Raw genomic sequence first — 21,183 nt, 5'->3', positions numbered from 1 at the left:
TCCTGACTTCAGGTTTACGCCAGTCCGTGTTTAACGCATATCAGCGCGTTGCGAAACCTCGGGCGCTACAACCAAAAGAACAATAGTTCTTTCAGCGCGCCTGCCGCGTTTTGCGTCAGCGTGCCCTTTTCCACGGCTGCTGTGGTGTAAAGCGGCACTTCGCGCAGCAGTTTTTCGCCGGAATAAATCTTCAGCGTCGCAGCATTGTAATCCGCCGCAAGCGGAGCATTGAGGGGCCAGTTGTAGACGATGCGGCCGGACAGGCGATCAGGGTTGTTGATCGGGACCAGTACACTCACGGGCTCATGCACGGTCAAATCCACGGCGGATGTCGCACCGCCATAAATTCCGATATTGCCGACGGTCTCGTTCTTCTGGAACAGATTGCGCTTCTCAAACGCCGTCAGGCCCCACTCCACAACCCGGCGTGCTTCTTCCTGCCGGGTCTTGTCATCAGGCAGACCGGCTATCGTCAGATAGATGCGGCGCCCATCCCGTTCGGCAGAGACGACGGCAGAAAAGCCGTGCCCCTCGGCAAAGCCTAGCCCCATGCCATCAATGCCATTGCCGAGAAGTGAGTTCTTGTTGCGCTGAAAAATACGGTTCCACTCGAAATCCGGCTTGCTGAAAAGGCCGTAGCGTTCCCCGAATGTCTCGTGAATATGCTTGGCCAGCACGACCATGTCTTTGGCCGTTGTGTTGCTGATCTGATCCGGCAATCCGGTGGAGTTTGCAAAGGAGCTGCCGGTCATGCCCAGTTCTGCCGCGCGGGCCGTCATGCGCTTGGCGAAGGCGGGATCGGAGCCAGCCATGCCCTCAGCAATGATAAGGCATCCGTCATTCGCGTTCTGAACAATAATACCCGTCAGCAGATTATTGATGCTAACCGAGGATTTCAGTGCCGCAAACATGGTGGATGTGCGAGAGGGCGCACCACCGGTGCGCCAGGCATATTCGGAAACCGGATAGCTGGTATCTGCGCTCACCTGCCCTTTGGAAAGGGCATCCGAGATCACCTCAACCGTCATCAGCTTGGCAAGCGACGCGGGCGGAAATTTCGTATTTTCATTGACAGCGAGCAGCACCGTACCTGTTTCGGCATCTATCATATAGGCCTGCTGCGCTTTGGTCGCGAAAGGCCCGGACTGCGCGAACGCACCGGAAATGCCAGCACCGATGCAGGTCGCGGCAACAAGCGCAAAGCGCAGATGTCGGTTGATTGTATTGCGCATAAAAACGCCAGCCCGCCGTCCTGTGGTGTTAAGTCCGCGCCTCACGAAACCGACCATGCGATGCCGATGAGGGCATGCACATCAAGAATCGCTACGCAGTTGCGGAGAGTATGCGCAAGACTGCCGCAAAGGGCAAAGGTCAGCGACCCCTACCCTGTTTGTTTTTCACGAAACGAAGGATGGATTGTTCCGTCAGATCACCGCGATCGACAAGTACCACGTCGAACGCCTGGGCAGCCTTGGAGGCGGGTGCCGCTTCCGAATAGGCGGATGCGAACCGGCCAGCGGGCGTCGGTGCGCGGAGGAAGTTGCCTTCCGGACGTTCGGTGATGAAGGGGCCGACTTCAGGGAGGATGACGAATTGTTCAGACCCTTGGCCCATAACCGGCGCAGGTCCGTTGACCAGCGGCATGGCCTGCAATGCAGCGTTCTTCTTGGTCCCTGCCATGGCCATCTGCGCGGAGCCGCCATAGGCCGGACTTTGCGGGATCGGAATATTCGTTGCCGAGGCGGATGCCACCATCACGCCCGTTGCGATCTGACCTTCAGGATTGATACCCGGGTTGCGGGAACCCTTGGGTGAGTAGGACGCCATCAAATAGGGCATGTCGTGGCCATCAAGCGGTGCGCGACCGACATACTGCACCCGTACATTGGCGGTGCCCGTTGCTTTCATGTCCAGCAGATCAGCCGTCTTGCTGGAAACGTCGATCAGGCGACCTTCGTGGAAAGGCCCACGGTCATTGACGCGAACGATGACGGAAGAACCGTTGTTGAGATTGGTAACGCGGGCATAGCTGGGCAGCGGAAAGGTTGGGTGCGCGGCAGAAAGATGTTCCTTGTCATAGGCCTCGCCATTGGCGGTCAGACGACCATGGAACGCGGAGCCGTACCAGGATGCAAGGCCGGACTTGTCGTAGTTCTGCTCTTCCTTGGGGAAATAGCGCCGACCCTTGACGGTATAGGCATTGCCGACAAGAAAGCGCCCGCCGCCCTTGGGAATATTTGCGCCATCGGCAACACGCGGGCTTGCCTTCACGCCATATTCCGACTCGGAAAAATATTCCTTGCTGCGCTTCGGCTTTGTTTCGGTTTTTGACGTCGTCGAACAGGATGCTGTCGCTGCGCAAAGAACGGCAATGCCGAGCCACTTCGCGCTCACACCGACTTTCGTTACCGTAGAGTTCAAATCCATGCCCCGTGCTGCTTTGAGCTGCCTTTACGACAACCCCTCTCATGCCTCGATGATCATGCCCCTGACATCGAAGCACCTAACAGCCGCTTAATCTTGCCCGTAACATGGCGAAATTGCGAACGGGTGACCCAAAATGGGTAAAATTGTAACGAACGTGGTTACCCATTGGTTAACGCAAGCCTTGACAAAAGGGCGCGGAAAAGCCCGTCTGGACGGATTGACGCAGTGGCGCAAACAGTTATAAACCCTCCGCACAACATGGATGGGTGTCCGAGTGGTTTAAGGAACCGGTCTTGAAAACCGGCGTGCGTGAGAGCGTACCGTGGGTTCGAATCCCACCCCATCTGCCAGCGTCTTGAGAACGTCGAACACTGCTGTTCGCTGTCATCGACAACTTCCCCTGCCCCATGTTCGCCACCGTGATCAGTATCTGTAAAGCCGTCACAAAAACGGCCTGATTGCCATTTCGCATCCCAGCACGAGAAGGCTGACGAGGAACCAGCGGCGGAAGGTTTTTGGGCTGATGCGGTTGCGTACGCATTGGCCCACCCACATGCCTGCAAGTGCTGGAAGAATGGCCAAGGTCGAGATCGCGAGATTGCCGGACTGAAACGCGCCGTGGCTTCCAAGCCCAATGGCTAGCGCGATTGTCGAGACGGTGAAGGACAAGCCAAGCGCTTGAACCAGCTCCTCTTTTTTGAGGCCTAGCGCCTGAAGATAAGGCACAGCGGGGATAACGAATACTCCGGTTCCGCCAGTGACGATGCCGGTGATAGCCCCGATGAGCGGCGAGAGCCAAGGCTCCAGATTTTCGGCTATATTGAGCTCTTGGGCAAACAGGGTATAGGCAGCGTAGACCACGAGTGCCAAGCCGAGCAGCGCAGTCGTGATGCCCGTGTCGCCGCGCGCAATCCATGCCGAGCCCAGCACCGTTCCTGCGACGATAGCCAACGTCATGGGCCAAAATCGACGCAAGAGCTTTCCAAAATTCGGCCCTGCCAGCAACTGCCAGACATTGGTGACGAAGGATGGGACAAGTAGCAGACTTGCGGCAGTCAGCGGTGAAATCAGCGCTCCCAGAATACCCATTGCCACCGTTGGCAGGCCCAAGCCGCTGACGCCTTTCACAAGACCGGCGACAAAGAATGTTGCGAATATTGCGGCGAGCACAGGAGCTGAAAAATCTGACATGCCCTCTTGAATATCGTCTTTCAGACGGCAAACAATGCGGATGTGCCGAGCGGTGACTTCGGCTATACCGAAGGCTGATTTGAGAGGCTCGATGAAATGCGCTTCGACTTGATCGATCTTCGCCTTTTTGTTGCCGTGGTTGATGCGGGCAGCATCACCCATGGCGCAAGCGATGCTGGCCTATCCCTGCCCGCGGCCAGTGAAAGGCTTCAGGATATGGAGGCCGCAGGCGAAGTCCTGTTGCTGCATCGTGGGCGGCGGGGCGTGGTTCCCACCGCAGCTGGCGAAGCACTAGCCCACCATGCACGGACCATTCTGCACCAAATGGCGCAAATGCGCGGAGACCTCGGTCGTTATGCCAAGGGCATGCGTGCAACCGTGCGCATTCTCACCAACACAGCTGCCATGACCGAGTTTCTGCCGCAACGCCTCGCCCCCTGGATGGCTGCCAACCCGCAAATCGACATCGACCTTCAGGAGCGACAGAGTACCGATATCGCCCGCAGCGTCACCACGGGCTCAGCGGAAATCGGCATACTCTCCAGTGCGGTGGAGACTGATGATCTGACATTGAAGCCCTTCGCCGTTGACAGGCTGGTTGCCGTCTTCGCTCAGGATCACCTCTTTGCGCAGAAACCATCCCTTCGCTTTACCGATCTGTTGGGCGAGCATTTTATCGCGCTGACGGATGGTGCTTTGCAGCAGCATCTCGATATGCAGGCTGCCCGCCTCGGCGCGAAACTCAAGGTCCGTGTGGCACTTCGCAACTTCGATGGCATCTGCCGCATGGCAGGCGCGGGAATCGGCGTCGGCATCGTTCCGGAAAGAGCTGCGCGTCGATTGAAACGTTCGGCTCGCATTGCGATGGTCCGGCTTCAGGACGATTGGGCAACCCGCAAATTGTCCGTCTGCGTTCGCAGTGAGGCTGAGCTGACCGTCCCTGCAAGGAGCCTGCTGGTGCATTTGGCTAAAGGCATTCGATAAGCGCCATGTCCACCGCCAAAATTGTTTGCGACTTTCACGCGTGCATTTATAACGTGCGCATCGACGATTCTTTAAGGGCTTTTGATAATGTGGATTGAAGTGACAGCAGTCAGCAACAATCAGAAATTCGCCATTAACTTCGACCACGTCACGCAGATTTCGCCGCTGGTGCAAGGCACTCTTATCTTGAGAGCCGGAAACGAGCGCGTGCAGGTGATGGAGAGCTACGATTACATCGTCGCCCGGCTTCACGCGGCAGCATCGAAATAAGTTATAGTCCGGCGAACACGGCGAGAATGGCAACCAGTGCCGGTGCGGCCTGTATGACCAGGATTTTTCTATGCGCCGTCAGGCCGCCGAATATGCCGGCGACGAAGACGCATGTCAGAAAGAATATGGCCACATGTCTGTCAGCGCTTTCATATAGAAGGCTGAAAATCAGTCCTGCGGCCAAAAAACCGTTATAGAGCCCCTGATTGGCGGCCAGCGTTTTACTGGCTGTAGCGAAGTCAGGCTTCAGCCCGAAAGCTTTCCGGCCTGCGGGCTTCGTCCAGAACGCCATCTGCAAAATCATGATGTAGATTTGCAGAAGAGCAATCATGACGATGAGACTATTGGCGATCACGTTGCATCTCCCAATGGAAATCGAAAGTCCGCCGGATGCGAGCAGCCGTCAGCTTACGTCTTTGCAACAGGTAGCACCAAAAGGTGGAGGCGCGGAAGCGGAATCCTGCTTTACGCGCCTCTTTCGATCAGGCTTTCAGCAGAACTTTTCCCGCCTTGCCTGACGCCAGAGAGGCTTTGACCGCCTGCGAGATGTCCTCAAGGTCGTAAATGCCTTCGACGGGTAGTTTGATCGTTCCGGCTTCGACATATTTTATGAGTTCGCCGATCAACCTGCGCCGCTCTTCCTGAGCCATAGAGCCGATGACTTTGCTGCCCCAGAAACCCTTGATCGTCAGTTGCTTGAAGATGACGGGACCAGAGGAAATCTGCATTGGGTCGCCCGTCATCGAGCCGAAGGAAACCAGCAGTCCGTTTTCACCGAGCAACTCGGCAATATCGTTGCTGGCTGCGCCACCAATCGAGTCTACACCCGCACGGATCGGGTGGTCTCCGGTCAAAGCCCTTACCTTGTCTTTCCAGTCTTTGCCTGCTGTCGATACGCCATTGACGATGCCGAGCTGCGCCAGTTCGTCTATGCCTTCGTCGCGACGGACAAGATTGACGACATGAATGCCGCGCGCCTGCGCAAGCATGGCGACTGCCTTGCCGACTGCGCCGTTGGCGGTGTTCTGGACAATCCAGTCGCCGGGCTTTGCGCCGAGAAATTCCAGAAGCGAGATGGAGCTGAAAGGCATGGCGATCAGCTGGGCCGCAGCTTCATCGGTGATCGTTTCCGGCACGGGCACGACGCCTGCAGCCGGTGCCAGAAAATACTCGGCCCAGGATCCGTGCACGCCTGCGGTCGTGACCCTTTTACCCAGTAATGACGAATCTACCCCGTCACCAAGCGCATCGACGATACCCACGGCTTCGCTTCCGCCTATGGCACCAGGAAGCGTGGGTTTGTAGCCATAGTTTCCACGCACCGTCCAAAGATCATGATTGTGGATGGGCGACAAAAGCATGCGAATGCGCAACTGTCCCTGCCCCGGTTCGGGAACAGGCGCGTCCTTCAGCTTGAGTACGTCCTGTGGTTCGCCAAAAACGTCATGTGTCGCGCTGCGCATATGATTTCCTTTACAAAAAAGCGTCAGCCAAGCCTTCGCAAACAATGAGGCGATGATATGAATTTGCCGTCGTCGCGACGCGAAACGAAAAAAGCCGACCCAAAGGCCGGCTTTCAAACATCTATAATGCGTCCGTTATTGGCAGACGCGGAAGCTTTCCATGTGCCAGCCGCCGTCATAGGCGTTTCGCACCTGACGATCTTCGAACCAGCATCTTGGTGGCGGGGGTGGTGGTGGCTCTACGTAGCGCGGACCGCTATTTGCCAACGCGCCCCCGATCAAACCGCCCAGAACGCCCGCTGCGATACCACCGGCGATGACTCTGCCATCATGATCCCTATGGCGGCGCGGAGGGTCGCGATAAGGAGGAGGCGGAGGGCCGCGTCGGTCATATCGATAAGGACCATCGTAATATTGAGCGGATGCCGTTTGAACGCTGGTAAGAACCGCGCCACTGGCGATAACACCGGCAAGGGCCGTGAGAAGAATCTTTTTCATTGCGGGCTTCTCCATGTGAGCCGAACCTTTCTCAGGTAGCGGCTCAATATGATGTCAAAATGGCACGATAGTGATGAACAAGTGCTGAACGCTTAAAACGGGTGTTTCAGCCGGCGCAATTTAACCACAGGGCGTACCGTTCGACACCACACTGGCCTTTCGCACCCCGGCAAGGCTGCGTTATGGCTGAATCGCTTCCTCCACGGGAGGAGCTCCCAAGTCCTGAAAGCCAATCAGGCAACAGCTTGGCCCCGCCTTTTGGTGGGGCTTTTTTTATGCGCGTGTTTCGGCAAGTCTTGCGGCAACCAAATCTGCTCAAGCGTACCGCTAGCGCATGATGTGCACTATCAGTCCTTGCCCTTTATCATTTATGAAAGCACATCGCTCCAGGGCTATGCCCGACTTTTCCCCGAGCGACCAACCTGCCCCGCCATGCGGGGCTTTTTTGTTATGAGCCAGATATCACAGAATGAGCCGATTGACCGGCACACTCACGTCCACGCCGGGTGCTGGCCGGACATTGCGGTGATCTTCCCGAAGCAAGTCTTCGAAAAGCTCGATTACCGCTGCGGGCATGTTTCTTGAAAAGTCGTTGAACAGTTCAGTTGCCCGGTCCCAGGCATAGATCGCCAGAAGCGTCATGATCAAAAGAAGCAGCCAAGGCCAGAGTGGCTTCCTGCGCGGCGGTCTCTCATTCTTCTTGTTGTCGACAACGGTCATTGAACTCTCGGGCTTGGACGTTCAGCGTTGACTATATCGTGGCTCGCCACCGGGGGCGTAGGCCACCTTCTGTGCAAAGCGGAAAATATTGCCGCATTGCGCGCACCGTATCATATATTCCGCCGGATTGCCGGACGGACGTTCAGCGCGAAAGCCAGCGGGCATTTCATCAATGCGAAAATCCACATCCGGGTTTTGCTTCTCGTCCTTTTCTGATGCTTCTGCAAAACCTGAATGGCCGCATTTCGAACATTCGAGCTTTCGGGAATATCGATCGCGTGAGGCCATGGTTCATCCTTCGTTTGGCGACAGGTAGCAATCGTGAAGTGGGAGTTCAATACGCAATCTCTGCGGCACACAGCCTTCCCTGCTTCGAAATGGATCGGGCTGCACGATTAGCGCGGGTCATCCTGTGCCGCAAATGATCAAGAGCCGCATTTTATCGGCTTCAGATACCATTCATAAACCACTTGGTAACGCCATCACTCTAAAGTTGGCGGGTGAAAAGTCTGGCGGGGCGTGTCGGACGGAACAGTGGCATGCGATTAATGAGTTCAACCGTGTTGAAAAAACTATCTGAGGCACTCGACAAGGCGGTAAGCGCCAAGTCTTTCGTGAAGGTATGCGTGTTTGCGATGGCCATGGCGACGGCAACGACCGCCACCACGCAGATTGCAAAGGCCGACCCCAAATATGCGGGTATCGTTCTGGATGCCAAGACGGGTAAGGTTCTTTATAGCGAAGATGCAGATGGTTTGCGCTATCCCGCGTCGCTGACGAAGATGATGACGCTTTACCTGACGTTCGAAGCACTGAATTCCGGTCGTATCTCGCTCGATTCGAAGGTTCCGATTTCTGCGAATGCAGCCAAAGAGCCTCCGTCCAAGCTTGGTGTACGCGCTGGCGGTTCGGTTACCGTCGAGCAGGCCATCCTCGCTCTGGTGACGCGTTCTGCAAACGATGTCGCCACAGCTCTTGGTGAATATCTTGGCGGTAACGAAGAACGTTTCGGCCGTATCATGACGGCAAAAGCACGGGCGCTCGGTATGACCCGAACGACCTATCGCAATGCGCACGGTCTGCCGAATACGGCGCAGATGACGACAGCCCGCGATCAGGCCCGCCTCAGCGTCGCCCTGCGTCAGCACTTTCCGCAGTATTACGGTTATTTCAATACCCGCACCTTCACCTTCGGCAAGCAGGTCATCGGCAATCATAACCGTCTCGTCGGCACAGTTCGCGGCGTTGATGGTATCAAGACCGGTTACACACGCGCTGCAGGCAGCAACCTTGCAACATCCGCGCAACTCGATGGTCGTTCCATCGTTGCCGTTGTTCTCGGTGGTCGTTCCAGCGCTGCTCGTGATGCCACGATGCGCAAACTGGTAGCCGAATATCTTCCAAAGGCATCCCGCGGTGCCAACAGCAATCTCATTGCTGCATCAGCCTCCGCACCGGTTGAAGAGCCGCAGGCTGTCGTCGCCGCAACATCGTCTGCTGGCGGTCTGCCGAACGACGGTCCTGTTCCACAGGCTCGTTATGCCGACGAAGCGCCGATGTCTGCCTTTGCTCCGACACAGGCCAATGCCGCTGTCAACGCAATGGATGTTGTGACACGTCCGAAGTCTCAGGCCCGTGCCGTTCCGCCCGTCAACATGAAGCCGGATCGTTCGCTTGTGACCAACTCGACCAAGGTTGACAACATCGTCACTGCGTCCACGGCCCCTGCTCCTGCAACATCCGCCAGCGCTGGCTGGGTAATCCAGATTGGTGCTTCGCCGGATGAAGGCTCCGCACGCAATCTGCTTCAGGCGGCGCAGGATAAGGGTGGCAGCCTGCTGCGTGCGGCCAAGCCTTTCACTGTGGCCTTCAGCAAGGACGGCTCACAAATGTATCGCGCACGTTTCGGCGGCTTCGGCGGTCAGAACGAAGCGGTCAATGCCTGCAACGCTTTGAAAAAGAAGGGCATTAGCTGCTGGGCTTCTCTCCAGTAAGCGACAGACGGTATCGGGACCGGTAGTGGCATGAAAATTCGAATTACCGGTTCTTCTCCTCGAATTGTATTGTGTAACGAGGGTTTCCAGATGGCGATCAACGAAAATTATTCGAACTTTGCAGACGGCAAAGGCAGACAGCAAAGCCTTTCGGTTCTGCATCCGATCCACGAGGCGGCGATGAGAATCGCCGATCTCGGCCTGAACAAATCGCGACACAAAACGCGCGATCTGGTCAATCTCCTGCTTTGCCACGGTGCACGCGCCTGGCGCAGCAATCAGCCGGAAGCGAAGATTCACCTGCATATCGCTTCCCGTTCCGGACGTGGCGCCATTCATATGCGTCTTCGTTGAAGACCGACAATCCACAAAAAAAGCCCTGCGAAACATCGGTTCCGCAGGGCTTTTTCTTGTCTGGTGTACTCGCCTGGACGAACGGCGGACGGATGTCATCCGCCGTTTGCTATCAGTCTCAGCTATCGCTTTCTGGCGTCGTATCGGTCGCCGAGGTATCTGTGTCGGCAACGAGCGCGTCGGCTTCGGCTTCACCGAGGGATTCGACCTCGTCTTCGCCTTCAGGCTCGTTGATACGCTCGACAGACACGACCTTTTCGTCCTTTGCAGTCGAGAAGATCGTAACGCCCTTGGTGGCGCGGCTGGCGACGCGGATGCCGTTCACCGGCACGCGGATCAGCTGCCCACCGTCGGAAACCAGCATGATCTGATCGTTGTCCTCGACTGGGAAGGCCGCGACCAGTTCACCGATTTCGCCCGTCTTGGACGTATCGGTGGCACGAATGCCCTTGCCGCCACGACCCGAGGTGCGGAAATCATAGGACGAAGAGCGCTTGCCGAAGCCTTTTTCAGAAACCGTCAGCACGAACTGTTCGCGTGCCTTGAGTTCCTGGTAGCGCTCTTCACTCAGATCGCCCTCTTCGAGAACCTCTTCGCCAACCAGTGCAATATCTTCTTCGTCAACACCGGCGGCACGACGTTCGGAGGCAGAGCGCTTGAGGTAGGCTGCGCGCTCCCATGGCTGGGCATCGCTGCTGCCAACGATGGTCATGGAGATGATGCGATCACCCCCGCCCATGTTGATACCGCGTACGCCAACCGAATTACGGCCTGCGAAGACGCGGACATCATCCACGGAGAAGCGAATGCACTGACCAAGAGCCGTCGTGAGCAGAACGTCGTCCCGTTCGGTACAGGTTTCGACAGAGAGGATTTCGTCGCCCTCTTCGTCCAGCTTCATGGCGATCTTGCCGTTGCGGTTGACCTGAACGAAGTCCGACAGCTTGTTGCGGCGAACCGTTCCACGCGTGGTCGAGAACATAACGTCCAGCGTTTCCCACGTCGTCTCGTCTTCCGGCAATGGCATGATGGTGGTGATGCGTTCACCTGCCTCGAGAGGCAGCATGTTGATCAAAGCCTTGCCCTTGGACTGCGGTGTACCAATGGGCAGACGCCAGACCTTCTCCTTGTAGACGATGCCGCGCGAGGAGAAGAACAGAACCGGCGTGTGCGTGTTGGCTACGAACAGGCGGTTGACGAAATCCGCATCGCGTGTCGCCATGCCGGAGCGGCCCTTGCCGCCGCGACGCTGCGCCTTGTAGGTCGCCAGTGGAACGCGCTTGATGTATCCGAGATGCGATACGGTCACGACCATGTCTTCGCGGGCGATGAGATCCTCATCGTCCATGTCGGGACCGCCTTCCATGATCTCGCTGCGGCGTGGCGTGCCGAATTCGTCACGAACAGCGGCGAGCTCGTCCTTGACGATCTGCTGGATGCGGATGCGAGAGGACAGGATATCGAGATATTCGCTGATCTCGGCGCCGATCTTGTTCAGCTCATCGCTGATTTCATCGCGACCGAGAGCAGTCAGGCGAGCAAGACGCAGTTCCAGAATAGCGCGCGCCTGCTCTTCTGATAGATTATAGGTCAGGTCTTCGTTGATACGGTGGCGCGGATCGTCGATCAGAAGGATCAGGCTTTCGACATCCGAGGCAGGCCAGCGGCGTGTCATCAGCTGTTCACGCGCCGTCGCCGGGTCCGGTGCCTGACGGATCACGCGAATGACTTCATCGATATTGGCGACTGCGATGGCCAGACCGACCAAGACATGCGCGCGGTCGCGCGCCTTGCGCAGCAGGTACTTCGTACGGCGGCTGACGACTTCTTCGCGGAAGGAAACGAAGGCGCGCAGCATGTCCAGAAGCGTCATCTGCTCCGGCTTGCCGCCATTCAAAGCCACCATGTTGCAGCCGAAAGAGGTCTGCAAAGGTGTGTAGCGATAAAGCTGGTTCAGAATGACTTCGGCATTGGCATCACGCTTCAGTTCCACCACAACGCGGTAGCCCTGACGGTCGGATTCGTCGCGAAGGTCGGAAATGCCTTCGATGCGCTTGTCCTTGACCAGTTCGGCCATCTTCTCGATCATCGACGACTTGTTCACCTGGAAGGGAACTTCGGTGATGATGATCTGCTCGCGGTCGCCACGCATTGGCTCGATGGTGGCGCGTCCGCGCATGATCACGGAACCACGGCCTGTCTCATAGGCAGAACGAATGCCGGAACGGCCGAGAATGAAAGCGCCTGTCGGGAAGTCCGGGCCTGGAATGATCTGCATCATTTCCGCCAGTTCCATTTCCGGCCTGTCGATGAGCGCAATGCAGCCCTCGATGACTTCGGAAAGGTTGTGCGGCGGAATATTGGTGGCCATACCGACGGCAATACCGCCTGCTCCGTTGACCAGAAGGTTCGGGAACTTGGCCGGAACGACAACGGGCTCGGACAGCGTGCCGTCATAGTTGTCGCGGAAATCGACGGTTTCCTTGTCGAGATCGTCAAGCAGCGAATGCGCGGCCTTTTCAAGGCGACACTCGGTGTAACGCTCGGCTGCTGGCGGATCACCATCGATGGAGCCGAAGTTGCCCTGGCCATCGATCAGCGGCAGTCGCAAGGACCAATCCTGCGCCATACGCGCCAGCGCATCGTAGATCGCCGAGTTGCCGTGCGGATGGTATTTACCCATCACGTCACCGGTTACGCGGGCGCATTTTACGTATTTCTTGTTCCAATCGATACCGAGTTCGGACATGCCGTAGAGAATACGGCGATGCACCGGTTTCAGTCCGTCACGAACGTCCGGAAGTGCGCGGCTGACGATAACGCTCATGGCGTAATCGAGATACGACCGCTGCATTTCCTCCATGATGGAAATCGGCTCAATGCCTGGCGGAAGCTTTCCGCCGCCTGGGGGGCTCTGGTCAGTCAAATCGGATCACATTCTATGTTAAGAATCGGATGGATTTTTATAGCGGAAACAGCACTAAAGCGCCAATTTCCAGCGCCGTTATGAACAGTCTTTTGCGTCATTTGCAAGACGATACACAGTTTTATCGAAGTGCTTGCCGAAAACGGCACGGACGGGGTTTCAAACGGGGCGGGACTTACCTACCATTGCGCAAAACAAGACGTTGAAACCCATAACATAGCCTGGGTCGTCAAGCGCCGGAACGGGACATCATGGCAAACACCGAACTGCTGATCAACGCTTTGACGACGATGCTGGTGACGCTGGATCCACCGGGGCTCGCGCCGGTCTTTCTCGCGCTGACCGCCGGTATGACACGTGCGCAGCGTGGCCAGGTCGCCCTGCGCGGCTCGATCATCGCCTTCGGCATTCTGGCGATGTTCGCGCTTTTCGGCTCGTCCATTCTCGAACTTCTGGGAATATCGCTGGGGGCTTTTCGCATTTCAGGTGGTCTTCTGCTGTTCTGGATCGCTTTCGAGATGATCTTCGAGAAGCGACAGGAACGCAAAGAGAAGACGTCGGAAATGGCGATCACGCTCGACCACATCCAGAACATCGCCGTCTTCCCTTTGGCTTTACCGCTCATCGCCGGACCGGGGGCGATCTCCGCAACGGTGCTGATTTCGGGTTCCCTGCCCTCCACCTTCGAGAAGATCATCTTTATCCTGCTGCTCGCCTTCAGCATGCTGCTGGTCTTTGCCGCATTGCTTGCAGCCGACAGGCTGGATCGCATTCTCGGCAATACGGGCCGCGCCATCCTCACACGCTTGCTGGGCGTGCTTCTGGCAGCGCTTTCGGTTCAGTTCGTTGTCGACGGCGTGAAATCCGCGATGGCATCCTGACGGGTCTGTAAAGACAACGCGGCTTTTTCTGTTAAAACGCACACTCCCGCCGAGATTCGAGAGTTTGTGGAATGCGAAATCTGTTGCGTTTGATCGTGCCGGAAGCCATGCCGATCAGCCACAAAGAGCGCCTGCGCTCGGCTAGTGGTGCCCTGATCGGTATTTTCGTGACGGGTCTTCTCGGGCATCTGGCCGTCGGCAGTGGTGCCGCCCTACCCGCGCTGATCGCTCCCATGGGCGCCTCCGCCGTCCTGTTGTTCGCCGTGCCTTCCAGTCCGTTGGCTCAGCCATGGTCTATCCTGTGTGGCAATATCGTCTCTGCTTTAGTAGGCGTCAGCGTTGCGCTGTTGATCCCCAATCCATTCGTGGCGGCTGCTATTGCGATCAGCCTCGCCATCGCCGCCATGATGGCCTTGCGCTGCCTCCATCCGCCTTCCGGCGCGGTGGCCTTGACCGCCGTGCTCGGTGGCGCATCCATTCATGATCTGGGTTACGGCTTCGTCCTCTGGCCGGTCGCCGGAAACTCCATTGCGCTCTTGGCGCTGGCCCTGCTGTTCAACAACCTCTCTGGCCGCCGTTACCCGCACGCGTTCAGACCACAGCCCGCCAGTCACGGCACCAAAGACCCCGCGCCGATACAGCGTATCGGCTTTTCATCCGCTGATCTCGATGATGTTCTGAAAGAATTCGATCAGGTTCTGGATATTGATCGCGACGACCTCGAAACCATCCTGCGCCGCACGGAACTGCGTTCCTACCGCCGTCGCGCCACCCATCTCGACTGCGCCAGCATCATGTCCCGCGACGTGGTGGGCGTCGCTCCAGACGATGCCCTGAAGACCGCGCACGCATTGATGCGTAACCATCATTTCAAGGCACTCCCCGTAACCAACGACAATGCCGAAGTCGTCGGCATCGTGACGCAGACGGATTTTCTCGACAAAGCAAGCTGGACAGGTGGCCGCCCAACCATCGGTCTTCTTCAGCGCATCAGACTAATATTTTCGGGACGCAGCGCGCCGAACGGAACCGTCAAAGATATCATGACCGCGCCGGTCAAAACCGTATCACCCAAGACGCCAATAGAAGATGCCATCATCATTCTGGCAGAACAGGGCCTGCATTACTTGCCGGTCGTTGACGACAACAACAAGCTAGCTGGGATCATTTCCCAATCGGATGTGATGGTGGGCATGCTGGCGGATAAGGCGGAAAACAACGACTGAGGAAAGATCGCGCTTGGTATAATCCTCACGCCAGAACAATGACTAACCGCCGGTCTTCCTTTGCCGACCTCGAAACATGTAATCGCTCAGAAGGAAACAGCGACGGGCATCACCCGCCGCAGATCGTTTCGATCAGGCCATCTTACCGCTTCGCCTTCAAAATACGCTTCCAGATGGTGCCACCGAGAAACTTGTTGAAGACCACGAAATAGGCGACCATCAAGGCAAAGGACAGAAGGGCTGGCATGCCGTCAAGCTGGAAGCCGTCTTCTGTTCGCCCACCGAAGACGGTCGCGACCAGAAAGCCAAAGACCCAAAAAGCCGTAAAGAAATCCAATATGAAGGCAAGTACGATGCGCCATGTAGCGGGTTGACTGCTAGGTGTTGCTGTCTCTGTCATGCTTGCCCCCTAAATTGAAATTTAAAAATCAGAACGGAATGTCGTCATCCATATCATTGGAGAAGTTGCCCGCAGGCTGGCCGCCACGGGAAGCGCCGCCGCGAGAAGACGATGGCTGGTCGTTGCCGCCGCCATAATTTCCACCACCGCCGCCACCGTAGGACGCACCGCCAAAATCGTCTCCGCCACGGCTTGCGCCGCCGCCACCGCCCTCACCGCGACCATCGAGCATGGTCAGCGTGGAGTTGAATCCCTGCAGTACGATTTCCGTGGAATAACGGTCGGCGCCGGTCTGGTCCTGCCATTTGCGGGTCTGAAGCGCGCCCTCGATGTAGAGTTTGGCGCCCTTCTTCACATATTGCTCAATGACCTTGCAAAGACCTTCGTTGAAGACAACGACTGAGTGCCACTCGGTCTTTTCTTTTCGCTCACCGGAATTGCGGTCGCGCCAGCTTTCGGACGTGGCGATACGCAGATTCGCAATGGGGCGACCATCCTGCGTGCGGCGAATTTCCGGATCTGCACCGACGTTTCCGAGCAAAATTACCTTGTTTACGCTGCCAGCCATCTTCTCATCCTGTCCACCGGCCTTCATGGCCAGCATATATCCTGTTCAAAATCTGAGGCCACCATAGACCATCGTTCGACACCATGGGCAGCAGATGGAACGACAATCCACAAGGAATGTTCTTTCATCGCGCGTCCACTTGCCAATCGTTCATCTTTTGTTCTATTAAAGCTGCATCAGTGAGTCAAGCGCTGCGAAAAGCCGACACAAATTACCTAATATACCTCGACACACCGTTCTGCGTCATTACATAAGAGCCAACGCCTCCCAACGAGTATTTCCGAGCCATCTCATGAGTGAATTAAAGACGATTTCGATCCGTGGTGCCCGCGAGCATAATCTCAAGGGCATCGATCTGGATTTGCCACGCAACAAGCTGATCGTCATGACCGGGCTGTCGGGCTCCGGCAAGTCTTCGCTCGCCTTCGATACGATATATGCGGAAGGGCAGCGACGCTACGTCGAGAGCCTGTCGGCCTATGCACGCCAGTTTCTGGAGATGATGCAGAAGCCGGATGTGGATCAGATCGAAGGTCTGTCGCCCGCCATCTCCATCGAACAGAAGACGACCTCGCGCAATCCGCGCTCGACGGTCGGCACTGTCACCGAGATCTACGATTATATGCGCCTGCTGTTTGCGCGCGTCGGTGTTCCCTATTCACCGGCGACCGGCCTGCCAATCGAAAGCCAGACGATCAGTCAGATGGTCGACCGGATCCTCGCATTCGAGGAAGGAACACGGCTTTATATTCTCGCGCCCATGATCAGGGGGCGTAAGGGCGAATATAAGAAAGAGCTGGCCGAGCTGATGAAGAAGGGCTTCCAGCGCGTGAAGGTGGACGGACAGTTTTACGAGATTGCTGATGTTCCGGCACTGGACAAGAAATACAAGCACGATATCGACGTCGTCGTTGACCGCGCCGTGGTACGCCCGGACATGGCCGCGCGTCTGGCAGACAGTCTTGAGACCTGTTTGAAGCTTGCGGACGGTCTGGCCGTCGCGGAATTTGCCGACAAGCCTCTACCGCCGGAAGAAACGTCAGCGGGCGGATCAGCCAACAAGTCGCTCAACGAAACCCATGAGCGGGTGCTGTTCTCGGAAAAATTCGCCTGCCCCGTATCGGGTTTCACGATCTCCGAGATCGAGCCGCGCCTGTTTTCCTTCAACAATCCTTTCGGTGCCTGCCCGACTTGCGATGGCCTCGGCTCCCAGCAGAAGGTAGATATCGCGCTCATCGTGCCGGAGCCTGCGCGCACGTTGAAAGGTGGTGCCGTGGCACCTTGGGCTAAGTCCTCTTCGCCCTATTATAATCAGACTCTGGAAGCGCTCGGCAAAGCCTTTGGCTTCAAGCTTTCCAGCCGTTGGAACGAGCTGTCGGATACGGCCAAGAAGGCGATCCTGAACGGAACGGATGAGAAGATCGAGTTCCAGTATCAGGATGGCGCTCGCTCCTACAAGACGGTCAAGAATTTTGAAGGCATCCTTCCAAACCTCGAGCGCCGCTGGAAGGAAACCGACAGTGCCTGGGCGCGCGAGGAAATTGAACGCTACATGTCGGCAGCCCCCTGCCCGGCCTGCGCCGGTTATCGCCTGAAGCCTGAAGCGCTGGCGGTAAAAATCAACAAGAAGCATATCGGCCAGGTCACCGAAATGTCGATCAAGGTCGCGCGCGACTGGTTCGAAGTCCTGCCTGAATCACTGAATGCCAAGCAGAATGAAATTGCCGTCCGTATCTTGAAGGAAATCCGTGAGCGCCTGCGCTTCTTGAATGATGTCGGGCTGGACTATCTCAGCCTGTCACGCAATTCCGGCACCCTGTCTGGTGGCGAGAGCCAGCGTATTCGGCTGGCCTCGCAGATCGGCTCGGGCCTGACAGGCGTTCTCTATGTTCTGGACGAACCCTCCATCGGCCTGCACCAGCGCGATAATGCCCGTCTCTTGGATACGCTCAAGCATCTGCGCGATATCGGTAATACGGTGATCGTGGTCGAGCATGACGAAGACGCCATTCTGACGGCGGATTACGTTGTCGATATCGGCCCTGCCGCAGGTATTCATGGCGGCGAAGTCATTGCCGAGGGCACGCCGCAGGAGGTGATGGCCAACCCGAAGTCACTGACGGGCAAATACCTGTCCGGCGAGTTGGGCGTGGCTGTTCCGTCAGAACGCCGGAAGCCAAAAAAGGGCAAAGAGATCAAGGTCGTCGGCGCGCGCGGCAACAACCTCAAAAATGTCACCGCATCCGTTCCGCTTGGCGTTTTCACGGCGGTGACCGGCGTGTCCGGAGGCGGCAAGTCGACCTTCTTGATCGAGACGCTGTATAAGTCTGCCGCCCGTCGCGTCATGGGCGCTCGTGAAATTCCGGCGGATCATGATCGCATTGACGGCTTCGAATTCATCGACAAGGTCATCGATATCGACCAGTCGCCCATTGGCCGCACGCCGCGCTCCAACCCGGCCACCTATACAGGCGCATTCACGCCGATCCGTGACTGGTTTGCCGGCCTGCCGGAAGCCAAGGCGCGCGGTTATGCACCGGGCCGCTTTTCCTTCAACGTAAAGGGCGGTCGCTGCGAAGCCTGCCAGGGCGATGGCGTCATCAAGATCGAGATGCACTTCCTTCCGGACGTCTATGTCACTTGCGATGTCTGCCATGGCAAACGCTACAATCGCGAAACGCTAGATGTAACCTTCAAGAGCAAGTCGATTGCCGATGTACTCGACATGACGGTCGAGGAAGGCGTCGAGTTCTTCTCCGCCGTTCCAGCGGTGCGGGACAAGCTGCAATCACTCTTTGATGTCGGCCTCGGCTACATAAAGGTCGGTCAGCAGGCGAATACTCTGTCAGGCGGCGAAGCGCAGCGCGTGAAGCTGGCCAAGGAGCTGTCGAAACGCTCGACCGGTCGCACGCTCTATATTCTCGATGAGCCGACCACCGGCCTGCATTTCCATGACGTCAACAAGCTTCTGGAAATGCTGCATGAGCTGGTCAATCAGGGCAACTCCGTCGTCGTCATCGAGCATAATCTCGAGGTCATCAAGACAGCGGACTGGGTGATCGATATCGGTCCCGAAGGCGGCACGGGCGGCGGCGAAGTCGTCGCGACTGGCACGCCGGAGCAGATCGTCAAGGAAAAGCGGTCCTATACGGGCCACTTCCTGAAAGAACTGCTGGAGCGCCGCACGGACAAGAAGGTTCAGGCGGCAGAGTGATCGACCAGACTAACATATAATAGCGACGTAGACGGGAGGCTAGAATGAGCAAGACAGGCACGATCCGCACCGGCATTGGCGGCTGGACCTTCGAGCCATGGGAAGGCACATTTTATCCTGACAAACTGCCGAAGCGACGCCAGCTGGAACATGCCAGCAGCCTGCTCAAAGCCATCGAAGTCAACGGCACCTATTATGGTAGCCAGAAGCCAGAGACCTTTGCCAAATGGGCATCGGAAGTGCCTGAAGGTTTCGTCTTTTCGCTGAAGGCCAGCCGCTTCGTGACCAATCGCAAAGTGCTGGCCGAGGCCGGTGAATCGATGACCAAGTTCCTGACGCAGGGACTGACAGAGCTTGGCGATCATCTCGGTCCGATCCTCTGGCAGTTTGCGCCGACGAAGAAATTCGAGCCGGATGACTTTGCCGCCTTCCTGGCGCTTCTGCCGGAGAAGCAGGATGGGTTGACACTTCAGCATGTCGTTGAAGTCCGCAATCCCAGTTTTCAGGTGCCCGAGTTTATCGAGCTACTGGCCAAGCATAAGGTTGCCGTGGTCTGCGCAGATCATTACGACTACCCGATGTTGCCGGATGTGACCGCGGATTTCGTCTATTGCCGCCTGCAAAAGGGCGAGGACGATATCGAGACCTGCTATCCCGAAAAAGACGTTAAGGGCTGGGGCAAACGCCTTCAGACCTATGCGGGCGGCGGCGTGCCGGATGACCTGCCATTGATCGCGCCGGATCGCAAAGCGGCGGAGACGGCGCGCGATGTCTTCGCCTTCTTCATCACCGGCGGCAAGGTCAATGCGCCCAATGGTGCGCAATTGTTGCAGACGCTGGTCTAGCCAACAAAGTCTGGGCTCGACTTAGACAGCGATGCTGTCCGAGCTTGCATCAAAATTGATAGCGGCGAATGCTGCGGCGATCACCTCTGGCCCGGCACCGGGGCGTGTCGCGTCGCTGGAGAGGATCTGGCGGAAGCGGCGTGCGCCCGGCAGCCCCTGAAACAGCCCGACCATATGGCGGGTGACATGGTTCAGCCGCCCGCCCTTGTCGATGTAATCCTGCGCATAATCCATCATCGTGTCGCGCAATCTCATCCAGTCCGGTGCGGTTGCCGCTTTTTCGTAAATGCGGTGATCGACATCGGCCAGAATGGATGTGTTGTGATAGGCCGCACGGCCCAGCATCACACCATCCACATGCTTCAGATGCTCCTCGGCCTGATCGAGGTCAGTGATACCGCCATTGATGCCAATAAAGACATTGGGGTTTGCCTGCTTCATGCGGTAGACGAGCTCGTAATCGAGTGGCGGCACATCGCGGTTTTCTTTTGGTGACAGGCCCTGCAGCCAAGCCTTCCGCGCATGGATCCAAACCGCATCTGCGCCAGCCGCGACAACACGCGCAATAAAGTCCGGCAGCACCGTCTCCGGTTCCTGATCATCCACGCCGATCCGGCATTTGACCGTCACCGGCACGGTTGCCACGGCTTTCATCGCCTCCACGCAACGGGCGACCGTTTCCGGCTCACGCATCAGGCAAGCGCCGAAGGCGCCAGACTGCACCCGGTCGGACGGGCAGCCGACATTGAGGTTGTTTTCATCATAGCCATAGTCGCCGGCAATCTTCACCGCTTCGACAAGCTTCGCCGGATCAGACCCACCGAGCTGGAGCGCTACGGGATGTTCCTGTTCGTGATACGCCAGCAACTTGTCCCGCTGACCATGAATGATCGCATCGGCCACGATCATTTCCGTGTAAAGCAGCGCATGGCTAGACAGTTGCCGGTGCAAAAAGCGACACCTTGTATCCGTCCAGTCGATCATCGGGGCGACCGCGAAGATTTTTTCGCGCTTAAGATATTGATTTTTCATGGTAATCCACAATTGCACCACGCAAGACCATGTTGCACCACGGCCATTTTAGGCCACTCTCTAACACGTCTAACCATTTGAATCCATTGGCGGTGGTCTTCGGGTAATTTCCCAACTGCACCGTCTACTGCACCACCACTGCACCAATATTTTCGCTAACTGCACCATTCATCGTGTCTATTCAACGATT

The 21,183-nt window shown here is 57.1% G+C and carries 20 protein-coding genes and 1 tRNA gene; 9 read left to right on the top strand and 12 right to left on the bottom strand.

Annotated elements, in window-relative coordinates:
* Positions 1-65 precede the first annotated feature (65 nt).
* Both ASF29_RS05520 and ASF29_RS05515 read right to left on the bottom strand, forming a co-directional pair.
* The gene (locus tag ASF29_RS05520; RefSeq protein WP_062449351.1) at positions 66-1,232 is read right to left on the bottom strand and encodes a D-alanyl-D-alanine carboxypeptidase family protein; all 1,167 of its coding nucleotides are present in this window, start codon (positions 1,230-1,232) and stop codon (positions 66-68) included.
* A 139-nt stretch (positions 1,233-1,371) separates the two neighbouring features.
* The gene (locus ASF29_RS05515) at positions 1,372-2,421 is read right to left on the bottom strand and encodes a septal ring lytic transglycosylase RlpA family protein (RefSeq protein WP_062449409.1); all 1,050 of its coding nucleotides are present in this window, start codon (positions 2,419-2,421) and stop codon (positions 1,372-1,374) included.
* A gap of 266 nt (positions 2,422-2,687) precedes the next feature.
* On the opposite strand from ASF29_RS05515, the gene ASF29_RS05510 reads away from it, so the two are divergent.
* Positions 2,688-2,777: transfer RNA gene (locus ASF29_RS05510), tRNA-Ser, on the top strand.
* A gap of 91 nt (positions 2,778-2,868) precedes the next feature.
* Here the strand turns inward: ASF29_RS05510 and ASF29_RS05505 are convergent.
* Positions 2,869-3,618: a sulfite exporter TauE/SafE family protein gene (locus ASF29_RS05505; protein ID WP_062449349.1), complete on the bottom strand. Its 750-nt coding sequence runs from the start codon at positions 3,616-3,618 to the stop codon at positions 2,869-2,871.
* Between the two features lie 96 nt (positions 3,619-3,714).
* On the opposite strand from ASF29_RS05505, the gene ASF29_RS05500 reads away from it, so the two are divergent.
* Positions 3,715-4,602 (top strand): LysR family transcriptional regulator, encoded by an 888-nt coding sequence (locus ASF29_RS05500; protein WP_062449347.1) that lies wholly within the window; start codon positions 3,715-3,717, stop codon positions 4,600-4,602.
* A 99-nt stretch (positions 4,603-4,701) separates the two neighbouring features.
* Positions 4,702-4,872 (top strand): hypothetical protein, encoded by a 171-nt coding sequence (locus ASF29_RS05495; RefSeq protein ID WP_156462536.1) that lies wholly within the window; start codon positions 4,702-4,704, stop codon positions 4,870-4,872.
* Position 4,873: 1 nt separating this feature from the next.
* On the opposite strand, the gene ASF29_RS05490 is transcribed toward ASF29_RS05495, so the two are convergent.
* From ASF29_RS05490 to ASF29_RS25080, 5 genes are all read right to left on the bottom strand, one after another.
* Positions 4,874-5,227, bottom strand: a complete 354-nt coding sequence (locus ASF29_RS05490) for a DUF1304 domain-containing protein (protein WP_200925514.1) — start codon at positions 5,225-5,227, stop codon at positions 4,874-4,876.
* Positions 5,228-5,354: 127 nt separating this feature from the next.
* Positions 5,355-6,335 carry a zinc-binding dehydrogenase gene (locus ASF29_RS05485; RefSeq protein WP_062449343.1) on the bottom strand — a complete coding sequence of 327 codons (981 nt, stop codon included), beginning with the start codon at positions 6,333-6,335 and terminating at the stop codon, positions 5,355-5,357.
* A 135-nt stretch (positions 6,336-6,470) separates the two neighbouring features.
* A complete protein-coding gene (locus ASF29_RS05480; RefSeq protein WP_062449341.1) occupies positions 6,471-6,833 on the bottom strand; it encodes a hypothetical protein in 363 nt (120 codons plus the stop codon).
* A 462-nt stretch (positions 6,834-7,295) separates the two neighbouring features.
* On the bottom strand, positions 7,296-7,553 hold the full coding sequence (locus ASF29_RS05475; RefSeq protein WP_156462535.1) for a hypothetical protein: 258 nt from the start codon (positions 7,551-7,553) through the stop codon (positions 7,296-7,298).
* Positions 7,554-7,574: 21 nt separating this feature from the next.
* Positions 7,575-7,841 carry a hypothetical protein gene (locus ASF29_RS25080; protein WP_062449339.1) on the bottom strand — a complete coding sequence of 89 codons (267 nt, stop codon included), beginning with the start codon at positions 7,839-7,841 and terminating at the stop codon, positions 7,575-7,577.
* Positions 7,842-8,092: 251 nt separating this feature from the next.
* Between ASF29_RS25080 and ASF29_RS05465 the strand changes: the two genes are divergently transcribed.
* On the top strand, positions 8,093-9,547 hold the full coding sequence (locus ASF29_RS05465) for a D-alanyl-D-alanine carboxypeptidase (RefSeq protein ID WP_082453390.1): 1,455 nt from the start codon (positions 8,093-8,095) through the stop codon (positions 9,545-9,547).
* Positions 9,548-9,637: 90 nt separating this feature from the next.
* Complete coding sequence (locus ASF29_RS05460) at positions 9,638-9,901, top strand: hypothetical protein (RefSeq protein WP_062449337.1); 264 nt, start codon at positions 9,638-9,640, stop codon at positions 9,899-9,901.
* Positions 9,902-10,019: 118 nt separating this feature from the next.
* Here ASF29_RS05460 and gyrA read toward each other — a convergent pair whose 3' ends face one another.
* Positions 10,020-12,827, bottom strand: a complete 2,808-nt coding sequence (gyrA, locus tag ASF29_RS05455; protein WP_062449335.1) for a DNA gyrase subunit A — start codon at positions 12,825-12,827, stop codon at positions 10,020-10,022.
* Positions 12,828-13,078: 251 nt separating this feature from the next.
* Between gyrA and ASF29_RS05450 the strand changes: the two genes are divergently transcribed.
* Together ASF29_RS05450 and ASF29_RS05445 are read left to right on the top strand one after the other, a co-directional pair.
* The gene (locus ASF29_RS05450) at positions 13,079-13,708 is read left to right on the top strand and encodes a MarC family protein (RefSeq protein ID WP_062449333.1); all 630 of its coding nucleotides are present in this window, start codon (positions 13,079-13,081) and stop codon (positions 13,706-13,708) included.
* A 71-nt stretch (positions 13,709-13,779) separates the two neighbouring features.
* The gene (locus ASF29_RS05445) at positions 13,780-14,934 is read left to right on the top strand and encodes an HPP family protein (RefSeq protein WP_062449331.1); all 1,155 of its coding nucleotides are present in this window, start codon (positions 13,780-13,782) and stop codon (positions 14,932-14,934) included.
* Positions 14,935-15,076: 142 nt separating this feature from the next.
* Here the strand turns inward: ASF29_RS05445 and ASF29_RS05440 are convergent, their stop codons facing one another.
* Together ASF29_RS05440 and ASF29_RS05435 are read right to left on the bottom strand one after the other, a co-directional pair.
* The gene (locus ASF29_RS05440; RefSeq protein WP_062449329.1) at positions 15,077-15,334 is read right to left on the bottom strand and encodes a hypothetical protein; all 258 of its coding nucleotides are present in this window, start codon (positions 15,332-15,334) and stop codon (positions 15,077-15,079) included.
* Between the two features lie 28 nt (positions 15,335-15,362).
* Entirely contained in the window at positions 15,363-15,902 is a 540-nt protein-coding gene (locus ASF29_RS05435) for a single-stranded DNA-binding protein (RefSeq protein ID WP_062449404.1), read from the bottom strand.
* A 292-nt stretch (positions 15,903-16,194) separates the two neighbouring features.
* Between ASF29_RS05435 and uvrA the strand changes: the two genes are divergently transcribed.
* Positions 16,195-19,116, top strand: coding sequence for an excinuclease ABC subunit UvrA (gene uvrA / locus ASF29_RS05430; protein WP_062449327.1), 2,922 nt, complete (start codon positions 16,195-16,197; stop codon positions 19,114-19,116).
* Between the two features lie 44 nt (positions 19,117-19,160).
* Entirely contained in the window at positions 19,161-19,961 is an 801-nt protein-coding gene (locus ASF29_RS05425) for a DUF72 domain-containing protein (RefSeq protein WP_062449325.1), read from the top strand.
* A gap of 21 nt (positions 19,962-19,982) precedes the next feature.
* Here the strand turns inward: ASF29_RS05425 and dusA are convergent, their stop codons facing one another.
* A complete protein-coding gene (gene dusA, locus ASF29_RS05420) occupies positions 19,983-20,993 on the bottom strand; it encodes a tRNA dihydrouridine(20/20a) synthase DusA (RefSeq protein WP_062449323.1) in 1,011 nt (336 codons plus the stop codon).
* Between the last annotated feature and the right edge of the window lie 190 nt (positions 20,994-21,183).

It is taken from the genome of Rhizobium sp. Leaf262 (genome assembly GCF_001422245.1).
Taxonomy (GTDB): domain Bacteria; phylum Pseudomonadota; class Alphaproteobacteria; order Rhizobiales; family Rhizobiaceae; genus Agrobacterium.
This window is presented reverse-complemented; position numbering and strand designations above follow the sequence as displayed.